The organism is Streptomyces sp. NPDC002537, from assembly GCF_053594975.1.
This window is the reverse complement of sequence record NZ_JBSFWT010000017.1, coordinates 22,051-44,457: the sequence shown is the minus strand read 5'-3', so window position 1 is coordinate 44,457 and position 22,407 is coordinate 22,051. Positions and strand designations below refer to the sequence as shown.

The 22,407-nt window shown below is 72.9% G+C and carries 20 protein-coding genes and 1 tRNA gene; 13 read left to right on the top strand and 8 right to left on the bottom strand.

Going from position 1 to position 22,407, the window contains the following annotated elements; all coding sequences use genetic code 11:
- The first annotated feature begins 189 nt into the window (after positions 1–189).
- Positions 190–2,076 carry a tetratricopeptide repeat protein gene (locus ACWD4A_RS10790; RefSeq protein WP_451192112.1) on the top strand — a complete coding sequence of 629 codons (1,887 nt, stop codon included), beginning with the start codon at positions 190–192 and terminating at the stop codon, positions 2,074–2,076.
- Positions 2,077–2,353: 277 nt separating this feature from the next.
- Positions 2,354–2,427 (top strand) — tRNA-Met (locus tag ACWD4A_RS10785).
- A gap of 45 nt (positions 2,428–2,472) precedes the next feature.
- On the opposite strand, the gene ACWD4A_RS10780 is transcribed toward ACWD4A_RS10785, so the two are convergent.
- Entirely contained in the window at positions 2,473–2,889 is a 417-nt protein-coding gene (locus ACWD4A_RS10780) for a Fur family transcriptional regulator (protein ID WP_451192110.1), read from the bottom strand.
- A 172-nt stretch (positions 2,890–3,061) separates the two neighbouring features.
- Here ACWD4A_RS10780 and ACWD4A_RS10775 point away from each other — a divergent pair, with 172 nt between their 5' ends.
- Positions 3,062–4,537 carry a catalase gene (locus tag ACWD4A_RS10775; protein WP_451192109.1) on the top strand — a complete coding sequence of 492 codons (1,476 nt, stop codon included), beginning with the start codon at positions 3,062–3,064 and terminating at the stop codon, positions 4,535–4,537.
- Positions 4,538–4,663: 126 nt separating this feature from the next.
- On the opposite strand, the gene ACWD4A_RS10770 is transcribed toward ACWD4A_RS10775, so the two are convergent.
- Both ACWD4A_RS10770 and hisN read right to left on the bottom strand, forming a co-directional pair.
- Positions 4,664–5,065, bottom strand: coding sequence for a CBS domain-containing protein (locus tag ACWD4A_RS10770; protein WP_451192107.1), 402 nt, complete (start codon positions 5,063–5,065; stop codon positions 4,664–4,666).
- 257 nt (positions 5,066–5,322) lie between these two features.
- Entirely contained in the window at positions 5,323–6,117 is a 795-nt protein-coding gene (hisN, locus tag ACWD4A_RS10765; RefSeq protein ID WP_451192105.1) for a histidinol-phosphatase, read from the bottom strand.
- A 126-nt stretch (positions 6,118–6,243) separates the two neighbouring features.
- On the opposite strand from hisN, the gene ACWD4A_RS10760 reads away from it, so the two are divergent.
- On the top strand, positions 6,244–6,936 hold the full coding sequence (locus ACWD4A_RS10760) for a TetR/AcrR family transcriptional regulator (RefSeq protein ID WP_451192103.1): 693 nt from the start codon (positions 6,244–6,246) through the stop codon (positions 6,934–6,936).
- A 6-nt stretch (positions 6,937–6,942) separates the two neighbouring features.
- On the opposite strand, the gene ACWD4A_RS10755 is transcribed toward ACWD4A_RS10760, so the two are convergent.
- Positions 6,943–8,646, bottom strand: a complete 1,704-nt coding sequence (locus ACWD4A_RS10755; protein ID WP_451192102.1) for an ABC transporter family substrate-binding protein — start codon at positions 8,644–8,646, stop codon at positions 6,943–6,945.
- A 223-nt stretch (positions 8,647–8,869) separates the two neighbouring features.
- Here ACWD4A_RS10755 and ACWD4A_RS10750 point away from each other — a divergent pair, with 223 nt between their 5' ends.
- From ACWD4A_RS10750 to ACWD4A_RS10740, 3 genes are read left to right on the top strand one after another with little or no spacing between them, the layout of a single operon-like run.
- Positions 8,870–9,853, top strand: coding sequence for an ABC transporter permease (locus tag ACWD4A_RS10750; protein WP_451192100.1), 984 nt, complete (start codon positions 8,870–8,872; stop codon positions 9,851–9,853).
- Between the two features lie 7 nt (positions 9,854–9,860).
- Positions 9,861–10,784 (top strand): ABC transporter permease, encoded by a 924-nt coding sequence (locus tag ACWD4A_RS10745; protein WP_451192097.1) that lies wholly within the window; start codon positions 9,861–9,863, stop codon positions 10,782–10,784.
- The gene (locus ACWD4A_RS10740; RefSeq protein ID WP_451192095.1) at positions 10,765–12,849 is read left to right on the top strand and encodes a dipeptide ABC transporter ATP-binding protein; all 2,085 of its coding nucleotides are present in this window, start codon (positions 10,765–10,767) and stop codon (positions 12,847–12,849) included. Before ACWD4A_RS10745 ends, ACWD4A_RS10740 begins: the two co-directional genes overlap by 20 nt.
- Here ACWD4A_RS10740 and ACWD4A_RS10735 read toward each other — a convergent pair.
- The 4 genes from ACWD4A_RS10735 to ACWD4A_RS10720 form a co-directional block, all read right to left on the bottom strand.
- Entirely contained in the window at positions 12,815–13,138 is a 324-nt protein-coding gene (locus ACWD4A_RS10735) for a DMT family transporter (protein ID WP_451192093.1), read from the bottom strand. The two genes, ACWD4A_RS10740 and ACWD4A_RS10735, sit on opposite strands and share 35 nt — an antisense overlap.
- Before the next feature lie 88 nt (positions 13,139–13,226).
- Complete coding sequence (rsgA, locus tag ACWD4A_RS10730) at positions 13,227–14,234, bottom strand: ribosome small subunit-dependent GTPase A (protein ID WP_451192091.1); 1,008 nt, start codon at positions 14,232–14,234, stop codon at positions 13,227–13,229.
- 18 nt (positions 14,235–14,252) lie between these two features.
- The gene (gene aroA / locus ACWD4A_RS10725) at positions 14,253–15,614 is read right to left on the bottom strand and encodes a 3-phosphoshikimate 1-carboxyvinyltransferase (RefSeq protein ID WP_451192089.1); all 1,362 of its coding nucleotides are present in this window, start codon (positions 15,612–15,614) and stop codon (positions 14,253–14,255) included.
- Between the two features lie 27 nt (positions 15,615–15,641).
- The gene (locus ACWD4A_RS10720) at positions 15,642–16,361 is read right to left on the bottom strand and encodes a M50 family metallopeptidase (RefSeq protein ID WP_451192087.1); all 720 of its coding nucleotides are present in this window, start codon (positions 16,359–16,361) and stop codon (positions 15,642–15,644) included.
- A gap of 41 nt (positions 16,362–16,402) precedes the next feature.
- Between ACWD4A_RS10720 and ACWD4A_RS10715 the strand changes: the two genes are divergently transcribed.
- The 6 genes from ACWD4A_RS10715 (at position 16,403) to ACWD4A_RS10690 (ending at position 22,319) form a co-directional block, all read left to right on the top strand.
- Positions 16,403–17,215 carry an SOS response-associated peptidase gene (locus ACWD4A_RS10715; RefSeq protein WP_451192085.1) on the top strand — a complete coding sequence of 271 codons (813 nt, stop codon included), beginning with the start codon at positions 16,403–16,405 and terminating at the stop codon, positions 17,213–17,215.
- Between the two features lie 253 nt (positions 17,216–17,468).
- Positions 17,469–18,098, top strand: a complete 630-nt coding sequence (locus tag ACWD4A_RS10710) for an alpha/beta hydrolase family protein (protein ID WP_451192084.1) — start codon at positions 17,469–17,471, stop codon at positions 18,096–18,098.
- A gap of 282 nt (positions 18,099–18,380) precedes the next feature.
- Complete coding sequence (locus tag ACWD4A_RS10705; RefSeq protein ID WP_451192082.1) at positions 18,381–19,073, top strand: sigma-70 family RNA polymerase sigma factor; 693 nt, start codon at positions 18,381–18,383, stop codon at positions 19,071–19,073.
- The gene (gene rsrA / locus ACWD4A_RS10700; protein WP_451192080.1) at positions 19,070–19,399 is read left to right on the top strand and encodes a mycothiol system anti-sigma-R factor; all 330 of its coding nucleotides are present in this window, start codon (positions 19,070–19,072) and stop codon (positions 19,397–19,399) included. The genes ACWD4A_RS10705 and rsrA overlap by 4 nt, the downstream gene beginning before the upstream one ends.
- 236 nt (positions 19,400–19,635) lie before the next feature.
- A complete protein-coding gene (locus ACWD4A_RS10695) occupies positions 19,636–20,973 on the top strand; it encodes an HD-GYP domain-containing protein (RefSeq protein WP_451192078.1) in 1,338 nt (445 codons plus the stop codon).
- Positions 20,970–22,319, top strand: coding sequence for an HD-GYP domain-containing protein (locus ACWD4A_RS10690; protein WP_451192075.1), 1,350 nt, complete (start codon positions 20,970–20,972; stop codon positions 22,317–22,319). The genes ACWD4A_RS10695 and ACWD4A_RS10690 overlap by 4 nt, the downstream gene beginning before the upstream one ends.
- Positions 22,320–22,407: the final 88 nt, after the last annotated feature.

The following is a 22,407-nucleotide window of genomic DNA, read 5'->3' as shown; positions in this document are numbered from 1 at the left end:
CACCCGGACCCGGACGGTCGGTCGACCGCGAGGTGTCCGGGAGGACGCGGCGTGTGCGGGTTGTGTGCGGGGCTTCTGTGGAGAGTTTGGAGCCCCGTCGTGTCGGGAAGTCGGGAAGTCGACAAAACGCTGAAGTGACCTCACTGGCTGCGGCATACCAGGTGTACGCGGGTTGCGGGTGGTGCGACGATGGGGCTTATGGGGGACAGGACGAGGCTGTGGGAGACACGTCGGCTTGTAGAGGCTCCCGGTGACGGGAGCGAACAGGATCTGACGGCGTATGAGCCGGTGGCGGCGGCGACCGCCGACGCCGGCGACCCCGCCGACCTCGAATTGGAGACCGCCCGCCGCCGGGCCGCGGAGTCGGGGGACCCCGCCGCCCTGAGCATGCTCGGCGCGCTGCTGCTGCGCCGCGGCGACCTCGACGGCGCCGAGCGCCACCTGCGGGCCGCCACCGCCGACGGGGACCGCTCCGCGGCCAACAACCTCGGCGTACTGCTGCACCAGCGCGGCTACGGCGACGAGGCCGCGGGCTGGTGGCGGATCGCCGCCGTCGCCGGCTCCGCCGCCGCCGCGCACGCCCTCGGCCGCTACCACCGCGAACGGGGCGACGAGCCCGCCGCCGAGTACTGGCTGCGGCAGTCGGCCGAATCCGGTCACGCGCTGGGCGCCTACGCCCTCGCCGACCTGCTGGAGCACCGCAGCGACGTCGGCGCCGAACGCTGGTTCCGGGCCGCCGCCGAGCGGGGGCACCGGGAGGCCGCGTACCGCCTGGCGCGCATCCTGGGCGGCCGGGCGCCGCGCACCCGCCCCGGCGGGCCCGGCGCCGGTCTCGGCCCCGGCGGCGTGGAGACCTCGGTCCGCGAGCTGCGGGCCGCCGCCGCGGACGGCCGCGACGGCGGCGCGGCCCGCGAGGCGGAACAGTGGTACCGGCAGGCCGCGGCCCGGGGCCACCGCCGGGCCGCCCTGCACCTCGGCACGCTGCTGGAGGGCCGCGGCGAGACCCAGGAGGCCGCGCGCTGGTACCTGACGTCCGCCAAGGACGGCGAGTCGCGCGCCGCCTGCGCGCTCGGCTTCCTGCTGCGCGACGCCGGTGACTCCGAGAGCGCCGCCGTCTGGTGGCGCCGCGCCGCCCAGGACGGCGACGGCAACGCCGCCAACGCCCTGGGCGCCCTGCACGCCGACCGCGGCGAGTCCGGCGAGGCGGAGCGCTGGTACCGGCAGGCGCTCGACCACGGGGACGTGAACGGCGCGTACAACCTCGGGCTGCTCTGCGCCGAGCAGGGCCGCACGGCGCAGGCGGAGCAGTGGTACCGCCGCGCCGCCTACGCGGGGCACCGCGAGGCCGCCAACGCGCTGGCCGTGCTGCTGCTCCAGGGCGGCGACGCGGCGGGCGCGGAGCCCTGGTTCTCCAAGGCCGCCGAGGCGGGCAGCGTCGACGCCGCGTTCAACCTGGGCATCCTCTACGCCGGGCGCGACGAGGAGCGCATGGCCTTCCAGTGGTACGAGCGGGCGGCCACCGCCGGGCACACCGACGCCGCCCTCCAGGTCGCCATGGCCCTGCTGCGGGACGGCGACGAGGAGGCCGCGGAGCGCCATCTGCGGGTCGCCGTGCGGGGCGGCAACGCGGAGGCCGCGTTCCGGCTGGGCGCGCTGCTCGACCGCGACGACGAGGCGCGCGAGGAGTGCGAGGAGTGGTACGGGCTCGCCGCCCGGCAGGGGCACCGGCGTGCCCAGGTGCGGCTCGGCATGCTCGTCGCCGAGCGCGGCGACGTGGTCGAGGCCGCGCACTGGTACCGCGAGGCGGCGGAGGCGGGCAGCCGCAACGGTGCCTTCAACCTCGGGCTGCTGCTGGCCCGCGAGGGCAGTGAACCGGAAGCCGCGCTCTGGTGGGCGCGGGCCGCGGAGTCCGGGCACGGGCGTGCCGCGCTGCGGCTCGCCCTGCTGGCGGCTCGGCGGGGGGATCTGACCGAGGGGCGGCACTGGTGCGATTGCGCCGTCCGGCTGGGGCCTGCCGAGGTCTCGGAGCGGGCGGCGCGGTTGCGGGACGCGCTCCAGCAGGAACTCACGGCGTAGCCGTCGGCCCGTGGGCCTGGGCCGCTCGACGGGGTTGCCGTTGTCGCCTGCGGCGAGCCTGTTCCCCACCCCACCCCTTCCCGAAACCGGGGGCTGCACCCCCGGCCCCCGCTCCGGGGTACCGCCGGGCTCGGAGCGAGGAGCCGTGCCCGAGCCCCCACCTCGGGGCTCCGCCCCGGACCCCGGCCTGCCAGGGCCCGAGGGTCCGTGGGTCGCCCGGCCCCCATGGGGCCGTTTGCTTCTGGGGTGACCGGCGGGTTAGAGTTGGTTTTACCGACGCGGGGTGGAGCAGCTCGGTAGCTCGCTGGGCTCATAACCCAGAGGTCGCAGGTTCAAATCCTGTCCCCGCTACTTGAAGACGAAGGCCCGGATCCTCAGGATCCGGGCCTTCGTCGTTCAGCTCGCCGCGCAGTTCGGGCAGATGCCCCGGTAGGTGACCTCGACCGCGGCGACCTGGAAGCCGAAGCGCTCCTCCGCGGGGAGCTCCGCGAGGAGGTCGCCGGACGGGTGGACGTCCCGGATCGTGCCGCACTGGGAGCACACCAGGTGCTGGTGCGCGTGGTGGGCGTTCGGGTCGTAGCGCTTGGCGCGCCCGTCCGTGCTCACCTCCAGGATCTCGCCCAGGGAGACCAGCTCCCCGAGGGTGTTGTACACCGTCGCGCGCGAGATCTCCGGCAGGAGGCCGGCCGCCTTGGCGTGCACTTCGTCCGCCGTGTAGTGCACGTGGTCCCCGTCGAGGACCTCGGCGACGACGCGTCGCTGCGCGGTCAGTCGCCAGCCGCGTCCCCGGAGCCGTTCCAGCAGGTCACTCATGCCATTCACCTATCAGTCAGATAGGACCAGCGTAGCAGCGAGTCCCGTCCACCCCTGGATCCGATATCGCCATTGCTTTCATCTTGACTTAGACAGAGTCCAATGTAGGATCGAGCTCGGCTCAGGCCAAGGTTGAGGCCAAGGTTGGCAGGACGATCAGACGGAGGCGAACGTGTCGGTTCAGGGCGAGGCCAGGACGAAGACGGGCCCGCTGACCACGGAGTCCGGAGCTCCGGTCGCGGACAACCAGAACAGCGAGACCGCGGGCGTCGGCGGCCCCGTCCTGGTCCAGGACCAGCTGCTGCTGGAGAAGCTCGCGCACTTCAACCGCGAGCGCATCCCGGAGCGCGTCGTGCACGCCCGCGGCGCCGGCGCGTACGGCACCTTCACGCTGACCCGCGACGTGTCGCGGTGGACGCGGGCCGAGTTCCTCTCCGAGGTCGGCAAGCAGACCGAGACGTTCCTGCGGTTCTCCACGGTCGCGGGCAACCTCGGCTCGCCCGACGCGGTGCGCGACCCCCGCGGCTTCGCGCTGAAGTTCTACACCGAGGAGGGCAACTACGACCTCGTCGGCAACAACACCCCGGTGTTCTTCATCCAGGACGCCATCAAGTTCCCCGACTTCATCCACACCCAGAAGCGCGACCCGTACACCGGCTCGCAGGAGGCGGACAACGTCTGGGACTTCTGGGGGCTGTCGCCGGAGTCCACGCACCAGGTGACCTGGCTGTTCGGCGACCGTGGCATCCCGGCCTCGTACCGCCACATGAACGGCTACGGCTCGCACACCTACCAGTGGAACAACGAGGCGGGCGAGGTCTTCTGGGTCAAGTACCACTTCAAGACCGACCAGGGCATCAAGAGCCTCACCGCCCAGGAGGCCGAGGTCCTCGCGGGCAAGGACCCCGACAGCCACCAGCGCGACCTCCGCGAGGCCATCGAGCGCGGTGACTTCCCGAGCTGGACCGTGCAGGTGCAGATCATGCCGGCGGCCGACGCGGCCACGTACCGCTTCAACCCGTTCGACCTCACCAAGGTGTGGCCGCACGAGGACTACCCGCCGATCGAGATCGGCAGGCTGGAGCTCAACCGCAACCCCGACAACATCTTCGCCGAGGTCGAGCAGTCGATCTTCTCGCCCGCGCACTTCGTCCCGGGCATCGGCCCGTCGCCCGACAAGATGCTCCAGGGCCGCCTCTTCGCCTACGGCGACGCCCACCGCTACCGCGTCGGCATCAACGCCGACCACCTCCCGGTGAACCGCCCGCACGCCACCGAGGCGCGGACGAACAACCGCGACGGCTACGCGTACGACGGCCGCCACGGCCGTGCCAAGAACTACGAGCCCAACAGCTTCGGCGGCCCGACCGAGACCGGCCGGCCGCTGTGGCAGCCTCTCGCCGTCTCCGGCGTCACGGGCAGCACCGAGGCCCCCTCGCACGCCGAGGACGACGACTTCGTCCAGGCGGGCAACCTCTACCGGCTGATGTCGGAGGAGGAGAAGGGCCGTCTGATCGACAACCTCGCCGGCTTCATCGCCAAGGTGTCGCGCGACGACATCGCCGAGCGCGCGATCGGCAACTTCCGCAAGGCGGACCCCGACTACGGCAAGCGGCTGGAAGCCGCGGTCCAGGCCCTGCGCGGCTAGCCCCCACCGGGGGTTGTCCCAACCAGCCGCTTGCCGTACCCACACCGGAGAGGCCGGATGCCAGAGGGCTCCGGCCTCTCCGGCTGCGTACCGGACCGGACGGGCCGTCGGTACGACGACGGGCCGTCAGTACGACAACGCGCCCGCGCGGGCCCGCACCGGCGCCCAGCAGCGGATGATGTCGCGCACCGACACCACCCCCACCGGCCCCTGCCCGTCGAGGACGATCAGGTGCCGGAAGCCGCCGTTCGCCATGGCGGCCGCGGCCTCGTCCAGCGTCCACTCGGGCGCCGCGAAGACGACGTCGGTGGTGGTGTGGGCGTGGGCCGTCTCCCGGTCCGGGTCCTGGCCCGCGCCGACGGAGTTGAGGATGTCGCGCTCGGTGAGGATGCCGATCCCGCAGGTGTCGGGGTCGAGCACGACGGCCGCGCCTATCCTGCGCGCGGACATCAGCCGCGCTGCCTGTCGGAGGGTGTGTGCGGGGCCGATGGTGAGGACCACCGTGCTCATGGCGTCGCGGACGAGCATGGTCGGAGCCACCTCCTTGGCGATTGTGAACTCCGCCGTGAACTCCACAGGGGGATTCACAAGTTCACAAGCGTGGGGCCTCTCATCGTCACACGTCCACGCGGGCACAACAAGGGGCGTGCGGAGCCCGACTTCCGCTTCCGCGTGCTCCGGTGGCCATGTTTGAACCGACGGCGCGTCTTAACGTCAGAGGGGAACGCGACCGGGCAGCGCGAACGAACAGCGCGACCGGGCAGCACGACCGGGCAGTGCGACCGCTACGAGCGCAGATAGCCCAGCAGCTCGTCGTGGAGCAGCCCGTTCGAGGCCGCGGCGTCACCGCTGTGCGGGCCCGGCCGTCCGTCCAGTCCGGTGAAGCGGCCGCCCGCCTCCTCGACGACGACCACGTTCGCCGCCATGTCCCACAGGGACAGCTCCGGCTCCGCGCAGATGTCCACCGAGCCCTCGGCGACCATCATGTACGGCCAGAAGTCGCCGTAGCCACGGGTGCGCCAGCAGTCCCGCGTGAGGTCCAGGAAGCCGGGCAGCAGCCCGCGCTCCTCCCAGCCGGTCAGCGAGGAGTACGCGAACGACGCGTCCTCGATCCGGCCGACCCGCGACACCTGGAGCCGCTGCGCCGACAGCAGGCTGCGCCCGGTGAACGCGCCCGAGCCCTTCGCCGCCCACCAGCGACGGCCCAGAGCGGGCGCCGACACCACGCCGACGACGGGCTCGAAGCCGCCCTCGACCTGCACCGTCAGGGAGATCAGGGTGGCCCACACCGGCACCCCGCGCACATAGTTCTTGGTGCCGTCGATGGGGTCGATGACCCAGCGGCGCGGGCCGGTGCCCTCGCTGCCGAACTCCTCGCCCAGCACCGCGTCGCGCGGCCGCGCGCGCTGGAGATGGCCGCGGATCAGCTCCTCGGCGGCCTTGTCCGCCTCGGACACCGGAGTCATGTCCGGTTTGGTCTCGACCTTGAGGTCGAGGGCCCTGAACCGGTCCATGGTCGCCGCGTCGGCGGCGTCCGCCAGGACGTGGGCAAGGCGCAGATCATCGTGGTAGTCGGACATGGCTGAACAGTACCTGTGGGCACCCGTGGGGCACCGGCGGCCCGCCCGGGACTCTTGACACCGTCCGGCGGCCCGTCAATTCTGTGGCCACTACCGCCGTGCGGCCGCACGGCCGGGGAGGCGACGATGCCCGCGGCACGAGAACTCCTGCTGGACGCGGCCTACGCGGCGCTCGACAGACGGCCCTGGAACGGGGTCCGCATGGTCGACGTCGCGGCCGCGGCCGGGGTCTCCCGGCAGACGCTCTACAACGAGTTCGGCAGCAAGGCGGGTCTCGCCCGCGCGCTGGTGCGCCGCGAGACGGAGGCCCTGCTCACCGGGGTCGACCGCGCCCTCGCGGACGCGGGCGCCGACGCGGACGCCGGTGCCCGCTGCGCCGCCGCGACCGGCTGGATCCTGCGCGCGGCCCGCACCAACCCGCTCGTACGGGCCGCGCTCACCGGCTGCCGCGGCGAGCGGCTCCCCGTCGTCGCCGCACCCGCCCTCCCGGCCCCGCGCGGGCCTTCCGGGCCCCCGCCGGTGCGGGGCACCCCCACGCCCTGGGCGCTGGCCGACGCCATCCGCGACCGCGCGGCCAGAGCCGTGACCGGCGGCGCCGGCCACACCGCACCGGCGCCGGAAGTGCCCGTTTCGGACACGGTGCTGCGGGCCTGCGAGGCGGCCGTCCGGCTGACGCTGTCCTACGTGATCGCCCCGGCCGCCTCGTCCGAGGAGGCGGCCGGACAAGTCGCCCGTCTGGTCCGCGCCCTTCTGGGCGACGGATACGGCCCGCGGCAGGACGCGGGCGAACTCCCGGAGCAGGACGGCTGCGTCACTTGAACCGCGTCACTTGAGCCAGCCGATCCGGATGGGGTTCTCATCGCCCAGGCCGGGGGCGCCGGTGTTCGCCAGCCCCTTGCGGATCGCGATGATCTGCGGGCGCTGGTAGAGCGGCAGCGAGTGCCCGAGCTCCCACACCTTGGCGTCGGCCTCGTTGTACAGCTCGATCTGCTTCCGCGCGTCGGTGGTCCGGGCGGCCTCCACCATCAGCCTGTCCACCTCGGGCGAGCTGACCCGGCCGTAGTTGCCGAAGGAGTTCTTGCCCTGCGGCATGCGGTAGTCCTGGTAGGCACTGGACCGGTAGATCCGGTCGACCTGCCGGAACTGCGTCAGGTCGTAGTTGCCCCGGTGGACGTACTTGTCGAAGTAGTCGTCGCCGGGCACCTTGCGCAGCTCCACCTTGACGCCGATCTCGCCGAGCATCTGCTGCGTCAGCTTGGCCTGGTCCTCGGCGAGGCCGGCGGCGTCGGAGGGCATCACGTAGTCGAGGGTGAGCGGCTTGCTGTCCTTGGTGCGGGGCCGGTCCGCGCCCGCCTCTTTCCAGCCCGCCTCCTCCAGCAGCTTCTTCGCGCGCTCCACATCCCGCCTGGCGAAGCTCCCCGCGTTGTCGCGGTAGCCCTCCTGGTTCGGCATGAAGAAGTGGTTGCCGACGACCTTGGGCTGGAACGGCAGGTCCTTGCCCGCGACCTTCGCCAGCGCCTCGCGGTCCACACCGAGGGTCACCGCCTGCCGTACCTTGACGTCCTGCAGCGGCCCCCGCCCGCCGTTGAGGCTGAGCGTGACCTGGTCCCAGCGGGCGCCGACGCGGAAGTCGGTGTCCTTGTCCTTCCTCAGCCGCTGGTACGCCTCCGGGGAGGCGGCGCTGGTGTCGTCGATCTCCCGGTTGAGGTACGCGTCGACCTTGGCCGTGCCGTCCATGGCCCAGAAGATGTACTTGTCCAGCCTCGGCTTCTCGCCCCACCAGGCGGGGTCCGGCACCGCGGTGATGGTCTTCGCCGTCCTGTCGTACTCGCCGATCCTCCAGGCGTTGGCGGTCACCGGGATCTTCCCGGTCCAGCCCGTGTTGAAGCTCTCCGGGGTCGCGTCGAGCGAGGCGGGCAGCAGCGGGTCGAAGAGGCCCTGCCAGTCGGCGTACGGCGCCTTGAAGGTGACGCGCACCTCGTGGGCGTCCTTGCCCTGCTCGACCTTGTCGATCTGGTCGTAGCCGCTGGTGCTCGCCACCTGGAAGCGGTCGTCCGTACCGTTGAGCGCCTTCCACTGCGCCTCGAAGTCCGCGACGCCCAGCGGCTTCCCGTCGGACCACTTCGCCTTCGGGTTCAGCTCGTACGTCACGACCTGCGGGTCCGTCGAGGTCACCCGGGCCGAGGCCAGGAAGTCCGGGTTGGCCTGCGGCACGCCCTTGGCGTCGAAGGTGAACAGGTCGGGCTCGACCAGCTGCGTGATCGCCGAGGCGTCGCCCTGGGTGCCGTCCGTCTGGTTGGGGTTGAACTGGTTGATCCACTGCTCGATCGACACCTTGTGGACGCCGCCCTGCTTGAGGTCGCCCACCGGGTGCGGGTTGAGGTCCTGCGCGCCGACCGCCGGGGCCGCCTCGCCCCGCGCGCCGTCGTCGCCGGAGGAACCGTCCCCGCCGCCGCCACAAGCGGTGAGCACCAGGGCGGCGGAGACGGTCGCGGCGACGACGGCGGCGGCTCTGGCAGCCTTGATCATGACGGATTTCCTCTCGGGGTACGTGCGTTGGTCGGACGAAGCGTCGGACGGAACGTCGGACGAACATCGGGCGAAGCGTCGGACGGAGCCCGGTCACCGTACGCACGTCCCCACGCGCCCCGACAGGCACTCAAGCCCCGGGCCAGTGCATTTATCCCAGCCGCCACAGAGCCGTCACATGGCGCAACAGGGCCGTCGAATCCGCTGGATAGCGTCACGCACCGTGCTCGCCTACCTGACCAAACGGCTGGGCTACTACGCCGTTCTCCTCGCCGTGGCAGTCTTCCTGTCCTACGTGCTCTCCTCGCTCGCGCTGTCCCCGCGCGGCTACTTCGAGGGCCGCCAGCCGCCCCCGCCCGCCTCCTCGGTGGAGGCGCAGCTGACCGCGCTCGGCATCAACGACCACACCCCGCTCCTGGACCGCTTCGCCACCTGGGCCTCGCACGCCCTCCGCGGCGACTTCGGCCGCACCATCGACAGCGGCAGCGTGGGCGAGGAGTTCGGACGGAGGATCGGGGTCAGCCTGCGGCTGCTCCTCGCGGGCACCGTCCTCGGCACGGCGGCGGGCATCCTCCTCGGCGCCTGGGGAGCCGTACGGCAGTACCGCTTCTCCGACCGGGCGGTCACCCTCTTCGCGTTCCTGCTGCTCTCCACCCCCACCTTCCTCCTCGCCGTCCTCCTCAAGCTCGGCGCGATGAAGGTCAACCAGGCCACGGGCAGCGAACTCATCGCCTTCACCGGCGAGAAGACCCCCGGACTCACCGGCTCCGCCGCCGGCCTCCTCGGCGACCGCGCCGTCCACCTGCTGCTGCCCACCCTGTCCATCGCGCTGGGCACCGCCGCCGCGTACAGCCGCTACCAGCGCGGCACCATGCTCGACGTCCTCGGCTCCGACTTCCTGCGCACCGCCCGCGCCAAGGGACTCACCCACCGCAAGGCGGTCCTCACACACGGGCTGCGCACCGCCCTCGTCCCCATGTCGACGTTCTTCGCCTACGGCTTCCTCGCGCTGTTCACCGGCGCCGCCTTCACGGAGAAGATCTTCGGCTGGCACGGCATGGGCTCCTGGTTCATCGACGCCATCGGCAAGAGCGACGTCAACTCCGTCGTCGCCGTCAACGTGTTCGCCGCCGTGATGGTGCTGCTCTCCGGCTTCCTGGCCGACGTGCTCCACGCCGCGCTCGACCCCCGTGTCCGCACCAGCTAGGAACCCCATGACCACCATTTCCGACGCGCTGCCCGCCCCCGGCCGGGGCCGCGTCGCCCTGCGCCGCTTCGCCGCCGGCCCCAACGCCGTCGTCGGCGCCGCCGTCCTCCTCCTGCTCTTCCTGCTCGCCTTCGTCGGCCCGTACCTGACCCCCTGGAACCACACGGACATCGACTACACCGCGCTCCGCCAGGCCCCCTCCGCGACCCACTGGTGGGGCACCAACCGCATCGGACAGGACGTCTACGCGCAGGTGCTGCACGGCCTCCAGAAGTCGCTGCTCATCGGGCTGCTGACCGCCCTGTTCGCGACCGTCCTCGCCTCCGTCGTCGGCGCCTGCGCGGGCTACTTCGGCGGCTGGGCCGACCGGATCGTCACCTTCTGCATCGACCTGCTGCTCGTCTTCCCCGCGTTCCTGATCATCGCCATCGTCTCGCCCCGGCTGCGCGACACCGGCTGGCTCGCCTTCGTCGGCCTCCTCGCCGTCTTCGGCTGGATGATCACGGCCCGGGTGGTGCGCTCGACGACCCGCTCCCTCAAGGAGCGCGACTTCGTCCGCGCCGCCCGGCTCATGGGGGTGCACCCGCTGCGGATCGTCTTCCGGCACATCCTGCCGAACGTCTCGTCCTTCCTCATCGTCGACGCCACCATCGCCGTCGGCGGCGCCGTGATGAGCGAGACCGGGCTGTCGTACTTCGGCTTCGGCGTGCAGCCGCCCGACGTCTCCCTCGGCACGCTCATCGCCGACGGCTCCGGCGCCGCCCTCACCTACCCGTGGATGTTCTTCTTCGCCGCCGGACTGCTCGTGCTGTTCGTCCTCGCCGTGAACTTCCTCGGCGACGGCCTGCGCGACGCGCTGGACCCCACCTCAGGACAGCACAGGCGCCGCACGCGCCGGAAGGGAACCACCCATGACCGCGCCGCACACTGACGCGGAACCCCCGGTCCTCGGCATCACCGGCCTGCACGTCGACTTCGACGGAGCCCCCGCCGTACGGGGCGTGGACCTCGCGCTGCGCCGCGGCGAAGTCCTCGGCCTGGTCGGCGAGTCGGGCTCCGGCAAGTCCACCGTCGCCCTCGCCGCCATGGGCCTGCTGCCGCGCACCGCACACGTACGCGGCTCGGTGCGCGTCGGCGGCGACGAGGTGCTCGGGGCGGGCGAGCGCGAGCTGTCCCGGCTGCGCGGCCGCCGCATGGCCATGGTCTTCCAGGACCCGCTGTCCGCGCTCACCCCCGTCCACCGCGTGGGCGACCAGATCGCCGAGGCCGTACGGATCCACCAGGGCACGACCCGCGACCGGGCCCGCCGCCGCGCCGTCGAACTCCTCGACCTCGTCGGCATCCCCGACCCGGAACACCGGTCCCGGGCCTACCCGCACGAGTTCTCCGGCGGCATGCGCCAGCGCGCGGTGATCGCCATGGCCGTCGCCAACGACCCCGACGTCATCCTCGCCGACGAGCCCACCACCGCCCTCGACGTCACCGTGCAGGCGCAGATCCTCGACGTGCTGCGGACCGCGCAGCGGGAGACCGGCGCCGCCCTGCTGCTCGTCAGCCACGACCTCGGCGTGATCGCGGGCATGGCCGACCGGGTCGCGGTGATGTACGCAGGCCGGGTCGTGGAGAGCGCGCCCGCGCCGGAGCTGTTCGCCGCGCCCCGCATGCCGTACACCATGGGCCTCCTGGGCGCGGTGCCCCGGCCCGGGGCGCGGGTGCTCACCCCGGTCCCCGGCGCGCCGCCCGAGCTCCGACTGCTGCCGCGCGGCTGCCCGTTCGCGCCCCGCTGCCCGCTCGCCGACGACGCCTGCCGCGCCGCGGAACCACGGCTCGACGGCGCCGGGGGCCACCGGGCGGCCTGCGTCAAGGCGCCGGAGGTCACGGCGCGCGGCCTGACCGCCACCGAGCTCTACCCGGTGGCCGGGCCCGCGCCCGTACGCGCCGGCGTGCCCCGCGACGAACTCCCGTCCGTCCTGCGCGTGACGGGGCTCGCCAAGACCTTTCCCGTGCTCAAGGGCACCGTGTTCAGGCGCCGGGTCGGCAGCGTCCACGCGGTGGACGGCGTGGACCTCGACATCCGGCGCGGCGAGACGCTCGGCCTGGTGGGGGAGTCCGGGTCGGGCAAGTCCACCACGCTGCTGGAGATCCTGCGGGCGGCCGCTCCCGAGGCGGGCGAGGTCGAACTGCTGGGCCACGACACCAGCAAATTGACGAAACGTCAGGTGAAGGAGCTGCGCGGCTCCGCGCAGCTCGTCTTCCAGGACCCGATGGCCAGCCTCGACCCCAGGATGCCGGTCGGCGACATCGTCGCCGAGCCGCTGCGCGCGCAGGGCGCCGACCGGGGCGAGGTGGCCCGCCGGATACCCGAACTGCTGCGGCTGGTCGGGCTGGAGGCGGCGCACGCGGCCCGCTTCCCGCACGAGTTCTCCGGCGGCCAGCGGCAGCGGATCGGCATCGCGCGGGCGCTCGCCGTACGGCCGCGGCTGCTGGTGCTGGACGAGCCGGTGTCCGCGCTGGACGTCTCCGTGCAGGCCGGGGTCCTCAACCTGCTGCGCGAACTGAAGGAGGAACTGGGGCTGGCCTACCTCTTCGTCTCCCACGACCTGTCCGTCGTCCGGCACATCGCGGACCGGGTGAGCGTGATGTACCTCGGGCGCACGGTCGAGACGGGCACCGTCGAGGAGGTCTTCGAGCGGCCCCGGCACCCTTATACGCGGGCGCTGCTCTCGGCGGTGCCGGTGCCGGACCCCGCACGGGAGCGGGCCCGGGAACGGATCCTGCTGGCGGGGGATCCGCCGAGTCCGGTGGTACGGGCGGAGGGGTGCGGGTTCGTGGGGCGCTGCCCGGTGTACGCGGAGCTGGGCGCGGACGAGCGGGTCCGCTGCGAGCGGGAGCGGCCGGTGGGGGTGGTGGCGTGTCATTTTCCCCAGCCCGGGTCTTCGGACCCGGGCCGAGGCGGAGCCCTCAGTGCGCCGAGCCGGAGAGCTGCAAGCCGATGACGCCCAGGATGACGAGGCAGATGGACACCAGCTTCAAGGTGGACACGAGGTCGCCCAGGAAGATCATGCCGTAGATCGCCGTGCCCGCCGCGCCGATGCCCGTCCACACCGCGTAGGCCGGGCCCACGTCCAGCTTCTTCAGGGAGAGCGTCAGCAGACCGAAGCTGCCCAGCGCGAAACACGCGAACGCGATCGTGGGCCACAGCCGGGTGAAACCGTGCGAGAGCTTGAGACAGACGGCGAAGCCGGTCTCCAGCAGACCGGCGACCACGACCAGCAGCCACGCCATCAGTTTGCCTCCCGTGTCTCGGTGACCGCCGTCCGTCCCGGTGTGCTTGTTGCACTTGCCACCGACGGTCACTCGCAAACGTAGGCGATCAATCGCCTTCGCGCCGCTCCCTCGTGGCAAGCAGCCGTCGCAGGGAGTAGAGCCGCTGCGGATCGGCATGCCCGTCGGCCACCCACTGGTCCAGCGCGCAGTCCGGCTCGTCGTGACTGCAGGCACGCGGGCAGTCCTCCGTGCCGGGCTCCAGGTCCGGGAACGCGTGGATCACCCGTGCGGGGTCCACGTGGTGCAGACCGAAGGACCGCACACCCGGGGTGTCGATCACCCAGCCGGAACCGCCGGGCAGCGGCAGCGCCAGCGCGGAGGTGGTGGTGTGGCGGCCGCGGCCGGTGACCGCGTTGACATGGCCGGTGGCCCGCTGCCGGTCCGGGACCAGCGCGTTGACCAGGGTGGTCTTGCCGACGCCGGAGTGGCCGACGAAGGCGGTGACCCGGCCGGTGAGCCGCTCGCGGACCCGGTCGGCGGCCCCTCCGCTCGCCAGCTCCTCGCGGCTGGTCACCACATAGGGCACGCCCAGCGCGCCGTACGACTCCAGCAGCTTGTCCGCCGAGGCGAGGTCCGACTTGGTCAGCACGAGCAGCGGCTCCAGGCCCGCGTCGTACGCCGCCACCAGGCAGCGGTCGATCAGGCGCGGCCGCGGCTCGGGGTCGGCGAGGGCGGTGACGATCGCGAGCTGGTCGGCGTTGGCGACGACGACCCGCTCGAAGGGGTCGTCGTCATCGGCCGTGCGCCGCAGCACGGAGGAGCGCTCCTCGACGCGGACGATCCGCGCCAGGGTGTCCTTGGCGCCGCTCAGGTCACCGACGACCGCGACCCGGTCCCCGACCACCGCCCCCTTGCGCCCCAGCTCACGCGCCTTCATCGCGACGATGGTGCGGTCCTCGACGAGGACGTGGAGCCGCCCCCGGTCGACGGTGAGGACGAAGCCCTCGGCCGCGTCCTCGTGCTTCGGACGGATGTTGGTACGGGGCCGGTTGCCCTTGCGGTTGGGGCGGACGCGGATGTCGTCCTCGTCGGGGTTCTTGCCGTAGCGGCGCATGGTGCTCTTCCGCTCTTCTCAGACTCTCGTCACCGTCGTCGCCCCGGCGACGGGCCCGAGCATCCCCGTCCACAGCTCCGGGAAGTCGGGCAGGGTCTTGGCGGTCGTCGCGACGTTCTCCACCTGGACGCCCTCGACGGCCAGGCCGATGACGGCGGCCGCGGTGGCGAGCCGGTGGTCCTCGTAGGTGTGGAAGACGCCGCCGTGCAGCGGGCGCGGGCGGATGCGCAGGCCGTCCTCGGTCTCGGTGACGTCGCCGCCGAGCTCGTTGATCTCCTTGGCGAGCGCGGCCAGCCGGTCCGTCTCGTGCAGCCGCAGGTGGGCGATGCCGCTCAGCACGGACTCCGAGTCGGCGAGCGCCGCGACCGCCGCGATCACCGGGGTCAGCTCGCCGACCTCGTTCAGGTCGGCCTCGATGCCGGTGATCCGGCCCGTGCCGGTGAAGGTCAGCCCGGCGTCGGTCAGCTCGCAGCTGCCGCCCATGGCCGTGAAGATCTCCCGCAGCGCGTCGCCCGGCTGGGTGGTGCGCTCGGGCCAGTCGGGGATGGTGACCCGGCCACCGGTGACCAGGGCCGCCGCCAGGAACGGCGCCGCGTTCGACAGGTCGGGCTCGACGACGAGATCGCGCCCGAGGAGGGCACTGGGGGAGACCCGCCACACATTGGCCTCGCCGCCGGACTCCGGGGTGTCGACCTGGGCGCCCGCCATGCGCAGCATGTCCACGGTCATCCGGATGTGCGGCATCGAGGGCAGCACGGCACCGGTGTGCCGGACCTCGACGCCCTGGTTGAAGCGCGGCGCGGACAGCAGCAGCGCGCTCACGAACTGGGAGGACGAGGACGCGTCGATCTCGACCGTGCCGCCGTCCAGCGCCCCGCCGCCGTGCACGGTCAGGGGCAGCGCGCCCCGCTCGTTGTCGTCGATGCGGGCGCCCAGGGCGCGCAGCGCGTCGATCACGCCGTGCAGCGGCCGTTCGTGGCTGCGCGGGTCGCCATCGAAACGGATCGGGCCGTCGGCGAGCGCGGCGACGGGCGGCAGGAAGCGCATGACGGTGCCCGCGTTGCCCACGTCGACGGTGGCCGGGCCGTGCAGCCGGGCCGGGATCACCCGCCACGCCCCGCCGCCCGGACCCGCGCCGGCCGAGCTCGACGAGACGGTCTCCTCGATGCCCACGCCCAGGGCGCGCAGCGCCTCCGCCATCAGCAGGGTGTCCCGGGACCGCAGCGGACGGCGCACCCAGCCGGGCTCGGCGGCGAGGGCGGCCAGGACCAGGGCACGGTTGGTGACCGATTTCGATCCGGGCACGGTGACGGTCGCGTCGACCGCTCCCGTCGCGAAGGGGGCAGGCCAGAGGTCGGTGTGCGCGGGGCTCTCGGTCATGTCTTTACCTTAGTGGCTCGTCCCGGGTCACAGCCCGAGCAGCCAGCGGCCCCCTCCGGTCAGCGAGCACAGCGACACGACGTGGAAGAACAGCAGCCACACCACCGCGGGCAGGCTGGTCAGCCGCGCCAGCTGGTCCGCGTCGGAGTCCCCGGCCCCGCCGCGGCGCCGCTTGGCCTGCAGCTCGAACGCGGGCCGGACCCCGCCCAGCAGCAGGAACCAGACGACCCCGTACGCGAACAGCGCCTGCACGGCCGGGCCCGTCAGCCACGACACCAGCACGAACACGGCGCCGGTGACCACCACGGTCAGCACCCCGAAGGCGTTGCGGACCATCACCAGCAGCGCGGCGAGCAGCGCCGTGGCGCCCCACAGCAGTGCCGTGATGTGCCCGGAGGCGAGCAGCCAGGCGCCGCCGAGCCCGAGCAGCGAGGGGGCGGTGTAGCCCGCGGCGGCGGTGAGGATCATGCCGAGGCCGGTGGGCCTGCCTCGGGAGACGGTCAGGCCCGAGGTGTCGGAGTGCAGCCGGATGCCGTCCAGCCGGCGCCCGCTGAGCAGGGCCATCAGCCCGTGCCCGCCCTCGTGCGCGATGGTGATCGCGTTACGGGTGATCAGCCACACACCGCGCGGGACGACCGCGGCGAGCGCGACCACCCCGGTGGCGATCACCAGCCACAGCGTGGGATCGGGCTGCGTCGAGATCACCCGGTCCCAGAGGGCGGTGGCACTGGTGTTGCTGGTGTCCATGGGGGCGCGGCTCCTCGGAGGTACGTGGCAAGGTGGCGGACATGTGCGGTCGATTTGCGGCGGGCCGGAGTCCCGAGGATCTCGTGGGACTCTTCGGCGTCGAGAAATGGGAACCGGCGGAGACGCTCGCTCCGGACTGGAACGTCGCGCCGACGAAGAGCGTGTACGCGGTGCTCGAACGTCCTCTGAAAGACGCCAGGGAACGCGGTCCGGTTCGCCAGCTCCGTGCGCTGCGGTGGGGATTGGTTCCGTCCTGGGCGAAATCCCCCGAGGGCGCGGCGAAGATGATCAACGCTCGGGCGGAGACGGTGCACGAGAAGCCGTCGTTCCGGCGGGCCTTCGAGGCCCGCCGCTGCCTCATACCCGCCGACGGCTACTACGAGTGGGTCACCGGCGCGGCGGAGCGCGAACTGGAGGAACAGGGCCGCAGGAAGCGCACCCGCAAGCAGCCGTACTTCGTCACCCCGGCGGACGGGTCGGTGATGGCGATGGCCGGGCTCTACGAGTTCTGGCGCGACCCGGGGCTGCCGCCGGACCATCCGCGGGCGTGGTGGGCGACCTGCTCCGTGATCACCACGGAGGCGTCCTCGCAACCGTTCGCCCATGCGGGCGGCGAGGGGCCGCGGGCCCTGGCGGACATCCACCCCCGCATGCCGCTCGTCCTCCCACCGGACCGGTGGGACGACTGGCTGGACCCGTCCCGCGTCCCGCCCCCCGACCTGCTGCCGCTCCTGTCCCCGCCGGGGGACTCCGTCCGGGCCTACCCGGTGACGACGGCGGTCAGCGACGTCCGCAACAACGGCCCGGAACTCTTGACGGAGCTCGAAGCTCCGGAGGAGGCGACCTTGTTCTGACCGGGGCCCTGGTGCGGGTCGTTCGCCGCCTGCGGCGGGAGCGGCCTGCGGCCGCGTCCTCAAACGCCGGACGGGCTGGTTTTGCCGGCCGTGGTCTTGAGCCTGCGGGGCCGCAGTGTGCGGACTACGGTCCGCGAAATTCAGCCCGTCCGGCGTTTGAGGACAACGCGGCGAAGCCGTGTTGCGGGGTCCGGGGCGCAGCCCCGTGCGAACCGGCCCGCGGCCGGACACGATCCCGAGGGAAGATGGACCCGTGATCGAGACAGTGCCCACCCCCACCGGCGAAGCCAGAATCCACTGGTACCCCGCCAAGAAGCCGCGCCTCACCCTCGCCCTGGGCCACGGCGCCGGCGGTGGCATCGAGGCCCGCGACCTCCAGGCGCTCGCCACCGCCCTGCCGCCGCACGGCATCACCGTGGCCCTCGTCGAACAACCCTGGCGCGTCGCGGGGAAGAAGGTCGCCCCCGCGCCCAGGACCCTGGACGCCGCCTGGACCGCCCTCTGGCCCGCGCTGGTGGCACGGGGGCTGCCCGTCGTCGCGGGCGGCCGCAGCGCGGGGGCCCGCGTCGCCTGCCGCACGGCGAAGGAGCTCGGCGCGGTCGGCGTCCTCGCGCTGAGCTTCCCGCTGCACCCGCCGGGCAGGCCGGAGAAGTCCCGCGCGGACGAACTGGCCGCCGCCGGGCCGCTGCCCACCCTCGTCGTCCAGGGCGCCAAGGACCCCTTCGGGCGTCCCGGGGAATTCCCGGCGGGCACCGGAATCGTCCCCGTACCGGACGGCGATCACGGATTCGCCGTGCCGAAGAAGGCGGCGATCGGCCAGGACGGCGCGCTCGCCGTGATCACCGAGGCGGTCGCGGCGTGGGCGGCCGGACTGCCCGGCTGACCCGTTCGGCCGACCCGGTCGAAACCGTCCCGCATTCCGGGAATGCGCGACCGGATACCGCTGTTGTGCACAACGTCACCACGACACCGGCACGACAGAGGAATGGGAGCTCGTCGCATGGGTTCGACCGCTTGCCTGTCCCGCCCGCAGAGCGCTGACCTGGGATGGTCCGTTCTGCATGTGGCGGAGCCCGCCCCGGCTGGAGCGGCGGACGGACCGGATCGTCGTCTATTCTCCGATTCGAGCGGACCTGTTTCCGGTTCCGCCAGGGTGTTGGAGGAGGTGGGTCCGGTCACTGGGACCGACGAGGGGACGACCGATGACGGCGTCGGTGTCGAATCCGCCACCGAAAGCGCCGCAGAACGCAATGCCCGTTTCGAGCGGGACGCGCTGACCTTCCTCGACCAGATGTACTCGGCCGCCCTGCGCATGACGCGCAATCCCGCAGACGCGGAGGACCTGGTCCAGGAGACGTACGCCAAGGCGTACGCGTCCTTCCACCAGTTCCGTGACGGTACGAACCTCAAGGCGTGGCTGTACCGCATCCTGACGAACACGTTCATCAACTCCTACCGCAAGAAGCAGCGTGAGCCCCTGCGCAGCGCGTCGGAGGAGATCGAGGACTGGCAGCTGGCCCGTGCCGAGTCGCACATGTCGACCGGCCTGCGGTCCGCCGAGTCCCAGGCGCTGGACCACCTCCCCGACTCCGATGTCAAGGAGGCCCTCCAGGCCATTCCCGAGGAATTCCGCATCGCGGTCTACCTCGCGGACGTGGAGGGCTTTGCCTACAAGGAGATCGCGGACATCATGGGTACGCCCATCGGCACGGTCATGTCCCGGCTGCACCGGGGCCGCCGCCAGCTGCGCGGAATGCTGGAGGATTACGCCCGCGAGCGCGGTCTGGTCCCGGCGGGCACGGCCCCGGCGCCGAACGGTTCCGACGAGTCGCACAATCGGAAAGGCTCGGACTCATGAGCTGCGGAGACCCGCACGAGACGGACTGCTCTGAAGTCCTCGGCCATCTCTACGAGTTCCTCGACCACGAGATGCCCGACGGCGATTGCGCCAAGTTCGAGGTGCACATCGACGAGTGCTCCCCGTGCCTGGAGAAGTACGGCCTGGAACAGGCGGTGAAGAAACTCGTCAAGCGCTGCTGCGGCCACGACGACGTCCCCGCCGACCTCCGCTCCAAGGTCATGGGCCGCATCGAGCTGATCCGCGCCGGACAGGCCGTGCCCGAACAGGACGTCGTGACCGAGGCGAAGGCGGCGGAGGCCGCCCGCAAGGTCGCCCAGGACTGACCGGGGCCGACCCAGGGGCCGACCAGGACCGATCCGTGTCCGGCCGTGCCGGAGGTCCGGATCCACCCCGTCCCCAGGACAAACGCCCTGCCCGGGGAACATCACCCGAAGGTGTGCAACCGGTCGGCTCGGCCGGGGTAATACTCGAATGCGCCGTTCCGCGGCGTCCCCTCAGCCTATTCTCCCCATCCTGACGGCAAGCTGGTCGGCTTCGTACGGGACGGGGAGGATGCGCCATGCGGTCACTTCCGGCGGCGGCGCGCGGCTGTGTCGTGTGCGCCCTGGTCGCCACTGCCCTCTGCGCCGCGCCCGTCACGCGGGCCGCGGCCCCGGTGCCCTGGACCGTGGTCGCCCTGCTCGCCGCGGTCTGTGCGGCCTGCGAGCGGCTGCCCCGCCGCACCCTCACGCTCCCCGTACTGCTGGCCGGGGCCTTCCTGCTGCCCCCGGCCGCCGCCGCGCTCGTCGCGGTGCCCGGGGCGTTCGCCGGACGCGTCGACCGGCGCCCCGAGTGGGTGCGGCGCTGCTGGCACGCCGCCCAGCTCTCGCTCGCCACCTGCGCCGCCTCGTACGTCTTCGCCCTCGGCGCCGCGTCCGCCGACCGGTTCACCGCCGCGCTGCCGCCCGCGCTCGCCGCCGCCCTCGTCCTGTCCCTCGTCGCCGCCGCCCTCGACGGCGTCATCAGGGTGGCCGCGGAGGGCCGTTCACCCCGGGCCGTCTGGCGCGGGCTGCTGCCCGCCCCCCTGCTGCCCGCGCTGGTGCACGGGCCGACGGGCCTGATGACGGCGGTGCTCTGGCGCAGTGCGTACGGCCCGCCCGCCGCGCTCCTCGTCCTGCTGCCGATGTCCGTCTCGTCCTGGTTCCTGGACCGCTGCGAGCGCGAGCGCGCCGCCCACCAGGCCACCGTCCGCGCCCTGGTGCAGGCCGTCGACCTCAAGGACCGCTACACGCGCGGCCACAGCGAACGCGTCGGCCGGGCCTCGGTGCTGATCGCCCGCGAACTGGGCATGGCGGGCGAACGGCTGGAGGCCCTGCGCTTCGCGGGCATCCTGCACGACATCGGCAAACTCGGCATCCCCACCCGGCTGTTGCGCAAGGACGGCCCCCTCACCCCGGAGGAGCGGCGCATCATCGAACTCCACCCCGAGTACGGACACGAGATGGTCCGCGGCATCGGCTTCCTCGACGAGGCCCGCGCCGCGATCCTCCACCACCACGAACGGCTGGACGGCAGCGGCTACCCGTACGGGCTCAGCGGCCGGCAGATCCCGCAGTTCGCGCGGATCGTGGCGGTCGCCGACGCCTTCGACGCGATGACCTCCACCCGCAGCTACAGCCGCGCCCGGCCCGTAGGGGTCGCGATGGCCGAACTGCACCGCTGCTCCGGCACCCAGTTCGACCCCCTGATGGTCGAGGCGCTGGAGGCCGCGCTCGAACGCCACGGCTGGCACCCCGCCGTCACCTCGGACGGCCCTCCGGGCTCCCCGCTCACCGAATGCATAATTCTGCCCAGCGGAAACGTCCCTTCTGCGTGTGATCCGGTCACCGGAGCGACCCGTCACGGCGGCGAGGGATGACCGCACCCACCGCGCACACCGCATCGGCCCGCATCGCCCCGGCCGCACGCTCCGTCCGCACCGCACGGGCCGTACACCTGAACGCCGCCCTGGTCGTCCGCTGGACGCACGCCGCCGCCGCGGCCGTCGCCCTCGCCGGGCTCCTCCGGACCGCCCGGCACGGCCTCGAACAGCCCCAAGTGGCCCTCGCGTACGGGGTGTTGATCACGGTCGGCGAGGCCGTCCGGCGCCGCCCCGCGGCCTGCGCCGAAGCCCGCGAGCCGGCGCCCGTGGGGGCCGCCGGGGCCCTCGCGTACGCCCTGCTCGGCGAGGTCGGCGGGCGGCCCGCCACGCACGGCCCGGCCCAGGTCGTCGCCGTCGTCCTCGCCGCCACGCTCGCCGGCGCCCTCGGGCGCCCGCCCGCCCGCGACCACCTCGCCCGCCGCCTGCTGACCACCGGCTTCGCCGCCGTCTGCTTCCAGCCCCTGCACACCACCGCCCTCGGCCACTGGCCCGGCCACAGCCCGTCCTACGTGCCGTTCCTGCTGCTGCTCCTGGCCCTCACCGCCCTGTGCGACGCCGTCCTGGCCGCGGCCCTGACCCGAGCCCGTACGGGCGGCCCGTACGGCCCGGCCCTCCGCGACGAACTGCGCGCCCTGCCCGGCATCGGCACGGCGATCTGCGCGACCGGTGTGGTCATGGCCCTCGCCGTGGCCGTCGCCGGACTGTGGGCCCTGCCGGTCTTCTGCCTGCCGCTGCTGCTCGCCCAGCTGTCCTTCCGCCGCTACACGGCCGTGCGCGCCACCCGGCGCCAGACGATCGCCTCGCTGGCCCGCTGCACGGAGATCGCGGGCCACACCCCGGCCGGGCACGCCCGCCGGGTCGCCGCCCTCAGCCGTGCCACCGGCCGCGAGCTGGGCCTCGCCGAGGCGGACCTCACCGTTCTGGAGTACGCGGCCCTGATGCACGACATCGGCCAGCTCTCGCTCCTGGACCCGCTGCCCGCCGGGGCGACCGAGCCGCTGCCGTCCGCGGAGCGCCGCCGTATCGCCCTGCTGGGCGGCGCCGTGGTCCGGCAGGCCGGGGTCCCCGCCGAGGTCGCGGTGGTCGTGGAGCGGCAGGCGGACCCGTTCCGTGAGCAGCCCGTCACCGCCCGGATCGTCCGCACGGCCAACGCCTACGAGGACTTCGCCGGGGCCGCCGCCTGCGGCCCGCTGCGCGCCCTGGAGCGGCTCCGGCTGGCCACCGCCCACGAGCACGACCCGCGCGTCGTGGAGGCGCTGGCGCGCGTCCTGGCGCGGGCGCCCTGCCCGGGGCCGGGGAGCCGGCCGCCCGGACCCGTAAGAGTCCGGGCAAAGCCGGAGTGAGCCGCTGAACCCACGGGTAATGAGCGGGCGTCCAAAGGGGCATGGTTGGATGCGAAGAGAAGAAAACGACACACAGAGCACCGACTAC